The following is a 13,196-nucleotide window of genomic DNA, read 5'->3' as shown; positions in this document are numbered from 1 at the left end:
ATGCAATAGAACGCATGGCCATGCAAGCCGATGTGGTCTACCCGCCGTCGACCGGCGCGTCGTCGCGCCCCAGCTCCCAGAACGCGACCGCCGCCGCGGCGGCGACGTTCAACGAGTCCACGCCGCGCCGCATCGGAAGGACCACCCGCACGTCGCTGGCGGCCTGCGCCGCCGCGGTGAGGCCCGGCCCCTCGGCGCCGAGCAGCAACGCCGCCCGCTCACGCTGCGCCGGGGTCAACCGCTGCATCGGTACGGCGTCCGGCGCGGGCGTCATCGCGAGCACCGTGAAACCGGCCTCCCGCACCTGGTCCAGGCCCTCCGGCCAGCGGTCGAGTTTCGCGTACGGCATGGCGAAGACCTCACCCATGCTGACCCGGACGCTGCGCCGGTAGAGCGGGTCGGCGCAGGTCGGCGAGAGCAGCACCGCGTCGACACCGAGCGCGGCGGCGCCCCGGAAGATCGCGCCCAGGTTGGTGTGGTTGTTCACGTCCTCCAGGACGACGATCCGGCGCGCGGTAGCGAGCACCTCGGCCGCCGTCGGCAGCGGCCGGCGGTGGAACGACGCCAGCACCCCCCGGTGTACGTGGAAACCGGTGGCCCGTTGCAGCACGTCCTGGGTCGCGGCGTAGACCGGGGCGTCGCCGGTGTCCAGGTCGGCGAGCTGGTCGGCCCGCTTGGCGTCGACCAGGTACGACCGGGCCGGGTAGCCCGCGCGCAGCGCCCGGCGCAGCACCAGCTCCCCCTCGGCGATGAACAGGCCGTGCGGTGGTTCCCAACGGGTGCGCAACTCGACGTCGGTGAGCGCCCGGTAGTCGGCGATCCGGTCGTCGGCGGGGTCGGTGATCTGGTGGACGGGCACCCGACGATTCTGCCGGACGCGGAGCAGCGCGCTCCGCGGCCCGCCCGACGAGGTGTTTTGTCCGAAGAAGAAGGGGAATGACCGGCAGACAACGGACGTGACGGGAAGGACCAGCCAGGTGAGCGCAGACGACACCACCCCGGGCGAAGCGGGCGCCCTGCCCCGGCGTCCGACCGTCGCGGACCACATCGTGTCGCGACTGTTCAGCTGGGGCGTGCACCGCTACTTCGGCTACCCCGGCGACGGCATCAACGGCCTCACGTCCGCGCTGCAACGCACGAACGGACGAGCCCAGTTCATCCAGGTCCGCCACGAGGAGACCGCCGGCTTCGCCGCCTCCGCACACGTCAAGTACGGCGGCGGCCCGCTGGGCTGCGCGCTGGTCACCAGCGGGCCGGGCGCCATCCACCTGCTCAACGGCCTGTACGACGCGAAGCTCGACCACCAACCGGTCATCGCCCTGGTCGGGCACACCGCGACCACCGCCGAGGGCGGCGGCTACTACCAGGAGGTCGACCTGCTCGCCCTCTACAAGGACGTGGCGGCAGCGTTCCTGGCCCAACTCGACAACCCCGCACAGGTACGCCACCTGGTCGACCGGGCGTGCCGCACGGCGCTGGCCCGGCGTACCGTCACCGCGCTGATCCTGCCCCTGGACATCCAGGACGAGCCGGCTGTCCCGAACCCACCCCACGCGCACGGCTACTACCAGACCAGCAACGCGCCGAGCAGCACGCCGACGGTGCCACCGGAGGCGGACGTACGCCGGGCGGCCGAGGTCCTGCGCGGCGGGCAGCGGGTGGCCATGCTGGTCGGCCAGGGTGCCCTCGGCGCACGCGACGAGGTCCGCGAGATCGCTGATCGGCTCGGGGCCGGCGTGGCCACCGCACTGCTCGGCTTCACCGCCGTCGACCACCGCGAGCCGTGGGTGACCGGCGCGATCGGGCTGCTCGGCACCCGACCGAGCTGGCAGCTGATGAGCGGCTGCGACCGGCTGCTGATCGTGGGCAGCAACATGCCGTACTCGGAGTTCTACCCACAACCCGGGCAGGCCCGCGCGGTCCAGATCGACCTGGACGGCACCCAGCTCGGGCTGCGCTACCCGACCGAGGTGAACCTGACCGGCGACGCCCGCCCCACGCTGCGGGCCCTGCTGAACGAGCTGGGCCCCGGCCCCGGACCGACCGCCTGGCGGACGGAGGTCACCGAGGCCACCTCGGCGTGGCGTCGGGTGCAACACGACCTGGCTGAACAGGCCGCCGATCCGGTCAACCCGCAGTTGCTCTTCCACACCCTGAACGAACGGCTGCCCGACGACGTGCTGCTCGCCGTCGACTGCGGCACCACCACCGCCTGGTACGCCCGACACATCCAGGTACGCCCCGGCATGCTGGCCAGCCTCTCCGGCACGCTGCTGTCCATGGGCGGCGCCATGCCGTACGCGCTGAGCGCCAAGTTCGCCCACCCGGACCGACCGCTGGTCGCGCTGATCGGTGACGGTGCCATGCAGATGAACGGCGTCAACGAGCTGATCACCGTGGCGAAGTACTGGCGCAGCTGGGCCGACCCGCGCTTCGTGGTGCTGGTGCTCAACAACCGGGATCTGGCGTTCGTCAGCTGGGAACAGCGCTCCACCGAGGGGACGCCGATGTTCCCGGACAGCCAGCAGTTGCCGGACATCGCCTACCACCAGTGGGCGGAGGTGCTCGGGCTGCACGGCGAGTTGATCGACTCACCGGATCAGGTGCGCGACGTCTGGGACCGGGCGCTCACCGCCGACCGGCCGGTGGTGATCAACGCCCTGGTCGACCCGGCGGAGCTGATGCTGCCACCGCACTTCACCGTCGAGCAGGCCCGCAAGACCGCTGCGGCGGTGCTACGCGGCGACACCGACTGGGCCGGAATCATCCGCCGCGGCCTCCCCGCCACCCTGGCCAGCTACCGCCCCCGCCGCCGAGACCGCTAACCCCGCACCCCGCGCCGGCTCCCGCGATCTTGCACTTTCTGCACCGACAGAAGCTGCCAAAAGGGTGCTTCTCGGCCACCAAAAGTGCAAGATCGCGAGGGCTGGGGCGGGCGGGGACGGGTGGGTGGTCAGCCGCGGCGGTCGAGCCAGCGTTGCAGGGCTGAGCGGGGGTCCTGGGTGGGCTCCTGCTGACGCTCCGGGACCGCTGGCCGCTCGACCGGGCGGCGCGCGTCGCCGGCCAGCTCGCGGCTCGGTGCGACGAACGCCTTCTCCGGTTGGCCCTTCACGGCGGTGGCGATGACCCGGGCCACCGCGTCGATCACCTTGGTTTGCACGGCCGACCCCACCGAGTCGGCCGGGTCGTCCGGGTTGGCGGCGATACCGGCCACCGCGACCTGCGGGGTGAAGCCGACGAACGTCTCGGTGGAGTTCTGCTCCGAGCTACCCGTCTTACCAGCCACCGGTCGGCCGTCGAGGATGTCGTTCACACCGGTGGCGGTGCCGCCGTTGCACTGCCCGAACGCCGACTGCTGACCCACCGGGCAGCGCGCCGCGTCGGTCGCGGCACGCGCGACGTCCGCGTCGAGCACCCGCTTGCAGGACGGCTGCCCCACCGGCACCTTCGTGCCGTCCGCGCCGGTCACCGAGACCACCGGCACCGGCGTGCAGTAGGTGCCCTCGGCGGCCACCGTCGCGTACGCGTTGGCCAGGTCCAGCGGGGTGGTGGCCGCCACTCCCAGAGTGAACGAGCCCCAGTTCGCGGCGTTGTTCTTGGCGAAGGCCGCGTCCGAGTCGGCGCGGAACGTGATGCCGAGCCGCTGCGCCATCTGGACCACCTTGTCCTGGCCGACCTGCTCGGCCAGCCAGACGAAGTAGGTGTTCACCGAGCGGCCGAAGCCGTCCCACATCATCCGGTACCCGTCCATCCAGTCCGGGTTGGCGTTCGCCGGGCACCAGTGACCGTCACAGCTGCCCGGCCCCTCAGCGGGGTACCGGGTGGGCAGTTTGGCGGGCGCGTCGAAACCGGTGGAGAGGGTACGGCCCGACTCCAGCGCGGCGAGCATCGTGAACATCTTGAACGTCGAACCCGCCTGGTATCCGTCGACGCTGGCTCCGCCGGAGATCAACGGGTTGACGGTGTTCGGGTAGTTCGCCTGCCCGGCCGGGTTGTCGGCGAGGCTGTAGTGCCTGTTGACCGCCATCGCCAACACCCGCCCGGTCCCGGGCTGGACCGCCGCGATCGGCAGGGCGCGCTTGTTGTCGTACCCGTAGACCTTTGTGGCCTGCTGTTGCGCGGTGGCCTGGATCTTCGGGTCCAGCGAGGTGACCACGGTGTAGCCGCCCGAACGCAGCGCCTGCTCGCGCTCCGCGACGGTCGCCCCGAAGGCCGGCTGGGTCAGCCACCACTGGCGCAGGTAGTCGCAGAAGTAGCCCCAGTCGTCGTGGCCGTGGGAGACGGCGGTGCAGCCGTTGGGCTGGGCGGTGGGGCGCAGGGCCAGCGGCTCGGCCTTGGCCTGGGCGGCCTGCGCTGCGGTGATCGCGTTGGTGGCGACCATCGAGTCCAGCACGTACGACCGGCGGGTCACCGCCTCGTCCTTGTCGCCGCTGATCGGGCTGTACGCGTCCGGGGACTGCACCAGACCGGCCAACAGGGCCGACTCGGCGAGGGTCAACTGCGCCGGAGGCTTGCCGAAGTACCGCTGGCTGGCCGCCGCGATCCCGTACGCGCCGGAGCCGAAGTAGGCGATGTTCAGGTACCGGTCGAGGATCTCGTCCTTGCCGAGGTTCTTGTCGAGCGCGCTCGCGTACCGGATCTCCTGGATCTTGCGGCCCACTGTGGGATCGGTGGCGGCGGCGCGCTCCTCGGCGGTGCGGGTGGGGTCGGTCTTGAGCACGTTACGGACGTACTGCATGGTCAGCGTCGAGCCGCCCTGCTCGGTGCCGCCACCCTTGACGTTGGCCACCAGCGCCCGGGCCAGGCCACGCAGGTCCGCACCACCATGGTCGTAGAAGCGCCGGTCCTCGGCCGCCACGATCGCCTGCCGCATGACCGGAGCGATCTCCGACAGGGGTACGTCGGTGCGGTTCACGTCGTAGAACGTGGTGATCAGCGTCTTGCCGTCGTTGGCGTAGAGGTACGAACGCTGCGGCGTGGCCGGGGTCTTCAGCGAGGCAGGCAACGCGGCGTACGACCCGAGCGCGGAGCGGGCGGTGAGCCCGAGCAGCAGGTTGCCCGGCAGTGCGGCGACTGCCAGGACGAGCCCGGCCAACACGCCGGCGAGCAGCACGGTGAACAGCCGCGACAGCGGCGAGCGAGGGGCGGCCATGCTCCCCAGGATTGCCACGAAAGCCGCCAACCGACCACCCCCACAGCCAGATTGTCAGCAACTTCACGGCCCCCCACCAGCCAATCCCCACCCCAAGCCCCAACCCCGCACCCCCGCCCCGAGCGCGCGGGCCGGGCGGCCGACACTCGTTGATCATGAAGTTATTGCCGGGACACGCCGAGGGCGAGCGCAATAACTTCATGATCAACGGGCGCGGGGCAACCGGCGCGGGGCGGGACCCGGGCGGGTGGGGTTAGGGGTTTGGGGTGCTCAGGCTGGCGCTGGCGGCGTCTCTGGCGGTTTCGCGGGGCATCAGGCGGCCGGAGCGGTAGCCGATGCCGATGCCGGCGATCAGCACGAAGATCGCGCCGAAGGTCTGCAACGAGCCGATCAGGGCGCCGCCGAGGCCGAGCAGCGGCGCGGCGATGATCAGCATGACGCCGTCGCCGAGGCTGAAGGTGCCCGAGCGGGCCACCGCCCACCCGGTGAGGAACCAGCCCGCGCTGTAGAACGTCGCGCCGAGCAGGACCAGCGACCGCGCGGTGGCACCGAAGACCGGTGTCTGCTCCTCGAACCCGGCGAATGGCAGCATCAGCACGGTGCCGGCGATGCTGACCAGCAACCCGGCGGCGGCCACCCGGCGGCTGCGGGTCGCGGCCAGCAGCCCGGTGAGGGCCAGCAACGCGAGCAGGCCGAGCCAGACCGCGGCCACCCAGCCGATCAGGTAGACCGCTCGGCCGTCGGCCGGATAGGGGTCGTTGCCCACCCCTCCGTCGCTGGCCATCGCCACCGCGCCGTAGAGGATGGCGTACGCAGGCAGCAGCCAGACCGCCGCCCGCGCGAACCGACGCAACGACCAGGCCCAACTGGCGTTCGTGGCGGGGGCGCCCGGGGTCGGCTCGCCGACGAAGGGCAGTACGCCGAACCCACCACCGCTGCGCCGGGAGCCCAGCGGGGCGACCGGGTCGTGCGCGCCGGGCACCGGGGCCGAGGACCACATCCGATTCGCCGGATCCTTCATACGTCACCTCGCTCGCCGACGAGCGGTGCGGGACGCGCCGGGGCGCCCCGATTGCCTGGTCACCACCCGTCCTAGGACCGATCGTGGCAGGCGTCGGAGCGCCCCATGAGTCTTTTTCGTATTAAGGCCATGTGTCAAAGCCTCGGTCGAGGCTTTGACACAGACCCTTACCGGCCAGGTGGCCGGCGTAGGAGATCAGCCGCGTTCGCGCTGGTCGGCCGGGTCCTCGACGAGGCTGGCCGGCGACACCGGCTCCGGCGCGGGCAGCCCCTGCGGCTTGTTGCCGCCGGTGGCCTGCGCCTCGGCGACGCGTACCTCGTCGTGGATCTGCTGGGCAGCGTCCGCCGCCGCCTGCGCCGCCGCCGCGGCCTCCCGCTCGACCTGGCTCGCGTGCTCGGCTGCCTCCGGTGCGGGAAGGTCCCCCACCATCTGGCTCAGCCCGCCCAGCGCGCCACCCATGCCCTCCAGGGCCTTGGTCAGCTCGGCCGGGACGATCCAGACCTTGTTGGCGCTGCCCTGGGCGATCTGCGGCAGGGCCTGCAGGTACTGGTAGGCGAGCACCTTCTGACTCGGGTTGGCCTGGTGGATCGCGTCGAACACGGTCCGGATGGCCTTCGCCTGACCCTCGGCCTGCAGGATCCGGGCCTGCCGGTCACCGTCCGCACGCAGCACCGCGGACTGCTTGTCACCCTCGGCGGTGAGGATCACCGACTGCTTGTGCCCCTCGGCGGTGAGGATCGCCGCACGGCGGTCCCGCTCGGCGCGCATCTGCTTCTCCATGGAGTCGCGGATGCTGGCCGGCGGCTCGATCGCCTTGATCTCGACCCGGGTCACCTTGATGCCCCAGCGGCCGGTGGTCTCGTCCAGCACACCCGAGAGGTGCCTGTTGATCTCGTCCCGGCTGGTGAGCGCCCGCTCCAGATCGAGCGAGCCGATCACGTTACGCAGCGTGGTGACGGTCAACTGCTCGATGGCCTGAAGGAAGCTGGAGATCTCGTAGGTCGCCCGGACCGAGTCGACCACCTTGAAGTAGAGAACCGTGTCGATCGAGACCACCAGGTTGTCCGAGGTGATCACCGGCTGCGGCGGGAAGCTGACCACCTGCTCCCGCATGTCGACCTTGGTACGCACCGCGTCGATGAACGGCACCAGCAGGTTGAGGCCGGGGTTGAGGGTGCGCTTGTACTTGCCGAGCCGTTCCACCACGTCCTGGCGTTGCTGCGGCACGATCCGCACCGCCTTGGCCAGCGTTATCACGGCGATCAACGCCACCGCGATGATCAGCACACCTATGACCGTCATCGGTTCACCCTCTCGCTTCCGGCAATTCGCCGGCGGAAGAAACATCGTCCTGCCAGACCAGGGCTGTCGCGCCCCGGACCTTTATCACCCGAACCCGTTCACCGGGCTCGAAAGTCTGCGTCGTGTCGTACGACCGGGCGGTCCACAACTCACCGTCGATCTTGACCAGGCCGTGCTCGGCGTCCACTCGTTCCAACACCAGTGCCGTGGAGCCCTCGATCGCCTCCACGCCGAACGGCTGCTCGCCGCTCTCCAGCGCGGAGCGGCTGTGCCGCCGGATGACCGGTCGGACCACCACCAGGCTCAACGCCGACACCACAGCGAACACCAGTGCCTGCACCGCGACCGGCGCACCCAGTGCGGCCGCACCGGCGGCGGCGAACGCACCGACCCCGAACATGATCAGAAATAGCGTCGTCGTGAAAATCTCGGCGACGGCCAGCACCACACCCAAAACGATCCACACCACGGCGTCCACACCGCAAGGGTGACACGTTAATGCACGAGCAGCCCACCCGTGATGATCAGTAGGCTCGGCGACACGAGCGCCGTCCACCGCATTCACCGGCCGAACGAGGAGATTCCTTGACCCTGCTGCCCGCGACCGCCCGGCAGATCGACACCCAGGTCGCCCAGGCGCAGATCGACGGACGTACCCCGTCACTGGTGCTGGGCGTGGTCCGCGACGGCACGCTGGTCCACCTCGCCACCGCCGGCGAGCACCCCCGCCCGGACGCCGACCTGCAGTACCGGGTCGGCTCGATCAGCAAGACGATGACCGCCACCTTGATCATGCAGTTGCGTGACGCTGGCCAGCTCTCCCTCGACGACCCGCTGGACCGGCACCTGCCCGGCACCGCGGCGGGCGCGCTCACAGTGCGTCAGCTGCTCGGGCACGCCAGCGGCATGCAACGCGAACCCGAGGGCGACTGGTGGGAGCGGAGCGCGGGCGCCGACCTGGCCAGGCTGCTCGACGGCCTCAACGCCGACAAGATCGCCTACCCGCCGCACACCGCCTACCACTACTCCAACCTGGCCTACGGGCTCCTCGGTGGCGTGCTCGAACGGCTCACCGGAATGCGGTGGGCCGACCTGCTCGACGAAAGGGTGTTCGGCCCGCTGGGCCTGCGCCGCACCACCTACGCGGCCACCGAGCCGTACGCCCCCGGCTACGTCGTCCACCCCTGGCACGGCACCCTGCGCGAGGAACCCCGTACCGACACCGGCGCCATGGCCCCCGCCGGGCAGCTCTGGTCGACGATCGAGGACCTCGGCCGCTGGGCCGCATTCCTGGCCGACCCCGACCCGTCGGTGCTGGCCGCCGAGACGCTGACCGAGATGTGCGCCCCCGTGGTGATCAGCGACCTCGACTCCTGGACCGGCGGGCACGGCCTGGGGCTGGAGCTCTACCGCGACGGCGAGCGGGTGTACGTCGGGCACGGCGGCTCGATGCCCGGGTACGTGGCCGCCCTCATGGTGCACCGACCCAGCCGCACCGCCGTGGTCGGCTTCGCCAACTCGTACGGCTTCCCGATCACCGGGCTCGGCCGTCAGCTGCTGACCATGGTGCTGGACGCCGAGCCGGCGCTTCCGCAGCCGTGGCGGCCCGCCACCGCCGCACCCGACGCGGGGTCGGCCGAGCTGACCGGTCGCTGGTGGTGGATGGGCACCTCGCTGGACCTGAGCTGGGACGCGGGTGACCTGGTGGCCCACGTACGCGGTGAGCGGGTGAGCCGGTTCACCGCCGAGGGGACGGACCGCTGGCGGGGACGTTCCGGCCCGGAGAACGGCGAGATCCTGTCGGTGCTGCGCGACGACAGCGGACGGGCGCTGGCAGTCGACATCGCCACGTTCGTCTTCACGCGCAGCCCGGACGAGGTTCCCTGACCGGCCGCCGGGGGTCGGGCGGTCAGGCCGGCTCGGTGACGAAGTCGATGAGCCGTTCCATGGCGTTGATCAGAGGGGTCTCCACGTCGGCGAAGCTGTTCACCCTGGACAGGATGTGCCGCCACATGTCGGCCGGCTCGGCCACCCCGAGGGCCGCGCAGACCCCCTCCTTCCACGGCCGCCCCGGCGGCACGACCGGCCACGCCGCGATACCCAACGCCGCCGGTTTGACCGCCTGCCAGACGTCCACGTACGGGTGGCCGGTCACCAGCACGTAGGGCGAGTTCACCCGGGCCACGATCCGGCTCTCCTTGCTGCCCGGCACGAGGTGGTCGACGAGCACGCCGAGTCGCCGGGTCGGGCCGGGGCCGAAGTCGCGTACGTCGGCGTCGAGGGCATCGATGCCGTCCAGCGGCTCGACCACCACACCCTCGATCCGTAGGTCGTCGCCCCAGATCCGCTCGACCAGCGCGGCGTCGTGGATGCCCTCCACCCAGATCCGGCTGGCCTTGGCCACCTGGGCGCGGACGTTGTCCACCGCCACCGAACCGGACGGGGTGCGTCGACGGGCCGCCGGAACCGGCGCACGGGTGGGGCGGCGCAGCGTCACCGGGCGGCCGTCGAGCAGAAACGCCGCCGGCAGCAGCGGGAAGTTGCGCCGTTTACCGTGCCGGTCCTCCAACACCACCGCGCCGGCCTCGAAGCCCACCACCGCTCCACAGAACCCGGAGTCGGCATCCTCGACCACGAGATCCGGTTCGGCGTCCACCTCGGGGGTGACCTTGCGCCGTCGCCAGTCGCCCGCCAACACGTCCTCGCCGTATCGCCCCGCCATGTCGATCACGCTAGACCCAGCCCGCTCCCACCCCACCCCCGACACACCGCCCCGCCCCCGCCCCCCACCCCCACCCTCCACCCCCCACCCCTCCACGTCAGCCACCCCCCACCGCTGTCGATCATGCAGTTGTGGTGCTCCACGAAACGGCTACAACCGGTGCCTGTCACCCACCACCACTGCATGATCGACGCGACCCGGGGCGCGGAGACAGGGGCGGGCCGGAGCGGGGATCGGGGCGAACAGGGCAGTTGGGGGCAGGCCGGGCGACCGGAGCGGCAGCCGAGACAGGGCCGGTCGTGACCACGTACCCTTTCGGCATGTCCACCCCCGCAACGGGCGCGGTCACACTCGCGCCGCGCCGGTCCAGCCGGTTCGTTGCCTGGGTGCGCGCGTGGCGCGCCGGGTTGGTGCCCTTCGACGAGGTCGCCGACGCCATCGCCGGCGACGAGGAACACCTCGTTGCGGACGCCCCGGGCACCTGGACCGACGTCCCGCTGGGTGCCGCGCTGCCCACCCTGGCCAAGCTCTCCCCGGACGAGATCCGCCTGGTGCTGCCCGCGCCGGGCGACCCGAGGGGTCTGCCCGGCCCCGGTGACTTCGCCGGTGCGGCGCTGGTCACGGGTGAGGCGGTGGTCGCCGGCGGGCTGGGGTTGATCCCGGAGGTCCGCTCGCACACCTCCGGCTCGGGAGACTGTTTCGAGACGGTGCTGTGGCGGGTCTACCCGCTGCCCGCCAACGCCCCCGCCGCGTCACTCTCGTTGCCTGGCGCCGCCGAGGCGGAGGCCGAGTTGGCCACCGCGCTGGCCGAGACGACAGCCGTGCTGACCCGCCTCGACGTCGCCCAGTGGCGGCCCGAGTTGGCCGGTGCGCTGGCCGCGCTCCGCCGCCCGGACGGCACCACCGACCTCCCACCGGGCTTCGACCCGCGGGCCCGCCGACTCTTCGCCCGGGCCGCGGTGCTCGACCGGGTGCTGGCGTTGGCCGGGCACGCCGCCCCGGGCGGCGCGATCAACAACTACGAGGCGCAGCAGCGGGACGCGGCACTTCGCCCCCTGACCGCAGCCTGCCGGCAGGCGCTGGTGGCCGCCTGCAACGCCCCCCTGCGCCCCTGACCAGCGCCGGCACCAGACAGCAAGACCGGGGCAGGTCAGATCTCGTCGAGCAGGTCCGCGACCGAGTTGATGATCCGCGACGGGCGGTACGGGTAACGCTCCGCCTCGGTGCGGCTGCTGATCCCGGTGAGCACCAGGATGGTCTCCAGCCCAGCCTCCAGGCCGCACAGGATGTCGGTGTCCATCCGGTCACCGATCATCGCGGTGCTCTCCGAGTGGGCGTTGATGGTGTTGAGCGCCGAGCGCATCATCATCGGGTTGGGCTTGCCGACGAAGTACGGCTCGACCCCGGTCGCCTTGGAGATCATGGCGGCGACCGAGCCGGCGGCGGGTAGTGCGCCCTCCACGGACGGGCCGGTCACGTCGGGGTTGGTGCAGATGAACCGGGCGCCGTCGTTGATCAGGCGGACGGCCTTGGTGATCGCCTCGAAGCTGTAGGTGCGGGTCTCGCCGAGCACCACGTAGTCGGGGGCGAAATCGGTCAGCACGTAGCCGACGGCGTGCAGCGCCGTGGTCAGCCCGGCCTCACCGATGACGTACGCGGTGCCACCCGGGCGCTGGTCGGCGAGGAACTGGCCGGTGGCCAGGGCGGAGGACCAGATCGACTCCTCCGGCACGTCCAGCCCCATCCGGCTGAGCCGGGCCGTCAGGTCCCGCGGGGTGTAGATCGAGTTGTTGGTCAGCACCAGGAACGGCTTGCCGGAGGCGCGCATCCGGTTGATGAACTCCGGCGCGCCGGGCACCGGCTGGCCCTCGTGCACCAGCACGCCGTCCATGTCGGTCAGCCAACTCTGCACGGGCTTACGGTCATGCATGATGATCCTCAGAGGTCAGGGGCGACGGGTCGGCACGCAACAGACGGTGGCGCAGGTGTCCCACATCGGCAGCTCGCCCAGGCGTCGGCGCAGCTGCGCGCCGTCCGGGTCGGTCCGCTCGGTGACCAGCTCACGCACCATGGTCACGAAACGCGGGTCGGTGCCCGGCGTACCGGCCCGGACGAAGTCCAGGCCGAGCTGCTTCGCCGTCTCCAGCGCTTCGGTGTCCAGGTCCCACACGACCTCCAGGTGATCGGAGACGAACCCGATCGGGCTGACCACCACACCGGTGGTGCCGCCCTGCGCGAGGGCGGCCAGGTGGTCGTTGATGTCCGGTTCCAGCCACGGGACCTGCGGCGGGCCGGAGCGGCTCTGCCAGACCAGGTCGTACCCCAGGTCGGGTGCGGCGGCCGCGGCGACGAGCCGGGCGGTCTCGTGCAGCTGAGCCTCGTACCGGCCGCCGTGCGGGCCGGCGTTGGCCGCCATCGAGTTGGGGATGGAGTGGGCGGTGAAGACCAGCCGGGTGGTGTCCCGCAACGCCGGGTCGAGCTGGCTCAACGCCGCCCGGACCGCGTCGACGTGCGGCTCGACGAAGCCGGGGTGGTCCCAGAACTGTCGCAGCTTCTCGATCACCGGGGCGTCCGGGCCGACGGCGGCACGCGCGGCGGCGATGTCCTCCTGGTACTGCCGGCAGGAGGAGTAGCCGCCGTACGCGCTGGTGACGAAGGCCAGTGCCCGGGTGACCCCGTCGTCGCGCATCTGGGTCACGGTGTCGGCGAGCATCGGATCCCAGTTGCGGTTGCCCCAGTAGATGGGCAGGTCGACACCGTGCGCGGCGAAGTCGGCGCGGACGGCGGCCAGGAGGTCCCGGCACTGCTGGTTGATCGGGGACACCCCACCGAAGTGCTGGTAGTGCTCGGCGACCTCGACCAGTCGTTCGGGAGGCACACCCCGGCCCCGGGTCACGTTCTGCAGAAACGGCATCACGTCCTCGGGCCGTTCGGGCCCGCCGAAGGACACCAGCACCAGCGCGTCGTACGACATGGGGTCATTCTTGCCCCTCGGCCGG

11 protein-coding genes are annotated in these 13,196 nt (G+C 71.4%); 3 read left to right on the top strand and 8 right to left on the bottom strand.

All coding sequences use genetic code 11. From position 1 onward, the window contains the following. Positions 1 to 37: 37 nt before the first annotated feature. The gene (locus tag ABZU43_RS29705; protein WP_355009702.1) at positions 38 to 859 is read right to left on the bottom strand and encodes an RNA methyltransferase; all 822 of its coding nucleotides are present in this window, start codon (positions 857 to 859) and stop codon (positions 38 to 40) included. A gap of 118 nt (positions 860 to 977) precedes the next feature. Here ABZU43_RS29705 and ABZU43_RS29700 point away from each other — a divergent pair, with 118 nt between their 5' ends. After that, on the top strand, positions 978 to 2,825 hold the full coding sequence (locus ABZU43_RS29700) for a thiamine pyrophosphate-requiring protein (RefSeq protein WP_355009701.1): 1,848 nt from the start codon (positions 978 to 980) through the stop codon (positions 2,823 to 2,825). A 128-nt stretch (positions 2,826 to 2,953) separates the two neighbouring features. Here ABZU43_RS29700 and ABZU43_RS29695 read toward each other — a convergent pair whose 3' ends face one another. The 4 genes from ABZU43_RS29695 to ABZU43_RS29680 form a co-directional block, all read right to left on the bottom strand. Next, on the bottom strand, positions 2,954 to 5,152 hold the full coding sequence (locus tag ABZU43_RS29695) for a transglycosylase domain-containing protein (protein WP_355009700.1): 2,199 nt from the start codon (positions 5,150 to 5,152) through the stop codon (positions 2,954 to 2,956). 253 nt (positions 5,153 to 5,405) lie between these two features. After that, positions 5,406 to 6,173, bottom strand: coding sequence for a hypothetical protein (locus ABZU43_RS29690; RefSeq protein WP_355009699.1), 768 nt, complete (start codon positions 6,171 to 6,173; stop codon positions 5,406 to 5,408). Positions 6,174 to 6,368: 195 nt separating this feature from the next. Next, complete coding sequence (locus ABZU43_RS29685; RefSeq protein WP_355009698.1) at positions 6,369 to 7,475, bottom strand: SPFH domain-containing protein; 1,107 nt, start codon at positions 7,473 to 7,475, stop codon at positions 6,369 to 6,371. Positions 7,476 to 7,479: 4 nt separating this feature from the next. Beyond that, positions 7,480 to 7,953, bottom strand: coding sequence for an NfeD family protein (locus ABZU43_RS29680; protein ID WP_355009697.1), 474 nt, complete (start codon positions 7,951 to 7,953; stop codon positions 7,480 to 7,482). Between the two features lie 107 nt (positions 7,954 to 8,060). Here ABZU43_RS29680 and ABZU43_RS29675 point away from each other — a divergent pair, with 107 nt between their 5' ends. Then, positions 8,061 to 9,362: a serine hydrolase domain-containing protein gene (locus tag ABZU43_RS29675; protein WP_355009696.1), complete on the top strand. Its 1,302-nt coding sequence runs from the start codon at positions 8,061 to 8,063 to the stop codon at positions 9,360 to 9,362. A 22-nt stretch (positions 9,363 to 9,384) separates the two neighbouring features. Here the strand turns inward: ABZU43_RS29675 and ABZU43_RS29670 are convergent, their stop codons facing one another. Continuing rightward, the gene (locus ABZU43_RS29670) at positions 9,385 to 10,197 is read right to left on the bottom strand and encodes a DUF3097 domain-containing protein (RefSeq protein ID WP_355009695.1); all 813 of its coding nucleotides are present in this window, start codon (positions 10,195 to 10,197) and stop codon (positions 9,385 to 9,387) included. A gap of 320 nt (positions 10,198 to 10,517) precedes the next feature. Between ABZU43_RS29670 and ABZU43_RS29665 the strand changes: the two genes are divergently transcribed. Continuing rightward, positions 10,518 to 11,312: a hypothetical protein gene (locus tag ABZU43_RS29665; protein WP_355009694.1), complete on the top strand. Its 795-nt coding sequence runs from the start codon at positions 10,518 to 10,520 to the stop codon at positions 11,310 to 11,312. A 35-nt stretch (positions 11,313 to 11,347) separates the two neighbouring features. Here the strand turns inward: ABZU43_RS29665 and ABZU43_RS29660 are convergent, their stop codons facing one another. After that, positions 11,348 to 12,127, bottom strand: coding sequence for an HAD-IIA family hydrolase (locus ABZU43_RS29660; protein WP_091403868.1), 780 nt, complete (start codon positions 12,125 to 12,127; stop codon positions 11,348 to 11,350). A 15-nt stretch (positions 12,128 to 12,142) separates the two neighbouring features. Beyond that, positions 12,143 to 13,171, bottom strand: coding sequence for a ferrochelatase (locus tag ABZU43_RS29655; protein WP_355009693.1), 1,029 nt, complete (start codon positions 13,169 to 13,171; stop codon positions 12,143 to 12,145). Between the last annotated feature and the right edge of the window lie 25 nt (positions 13,172 to 13,196).

Origin of the sequence: Micromonospora sp. NPDC005205, assembly GCF_040608275.1 — a bacterium.
In the GTDB taxonomy this organism is placed as follows: Bacteria; Actinomycetota; Actinomycetes; order Mycobacteriales; family Micromonosporaceae; genus Micromonospora.
This window is presented reverse-complemented; position numbering and strand designations above follow the sequence as displayed.

Coding starts and splice junctions, on each gene's coding strand:
- ABZU43_RS29695 (WP_355009700.1), bottom strand. CDS start 5,152: ATGGCCGCCCCTCGCTCGCCGCTGTCGCGGCTGTTCACCGTGCTGCTC.
- ABZU43_RS29690 (WP_355009699.1), bottom strand. CDS start 6,173: ATGAAGGATCCGGCGAATCGGATGTGGTCCTCGGCCCCGGTGCCCGGC.
- ABZU43_RS29685 (WP_355009698.1), bottom strand. CDS start 7,475: ATGACGGTCATAGGTGTGCTGATCATCGCGGTGGCGTTGATCGCCGTG.
- ABZU43_RS29665 (WP_355009694.1), top strand. CDS start 10,518: ATGTCCACCCCCGCAACGGGCGCGGTCACACTCGCGCCGCGCCGGTCC.
- ABZU43_RS29670 (WP_355009695.1), bottom strand. CDS start 10,197: ATGGCGGGGCGATACGGCGAGGACGTGTTGGCGGGCGACTGGCGACGG.
- ABZU43_RS29655 (WP_355009693.1), bottom strand. CDS start 13,171: ATGTCGTACGACGCGCTGGTGCTGGTGTCCTTCGGCGGGCCCGAACGG.
- ABZU43_RS29660 (WP_091403868.1), bottom strand. CDS start 12,127: ATGCATGACCGTAAGCCCGTGCAGAGTTGGCTGACCGACATGGACGGC.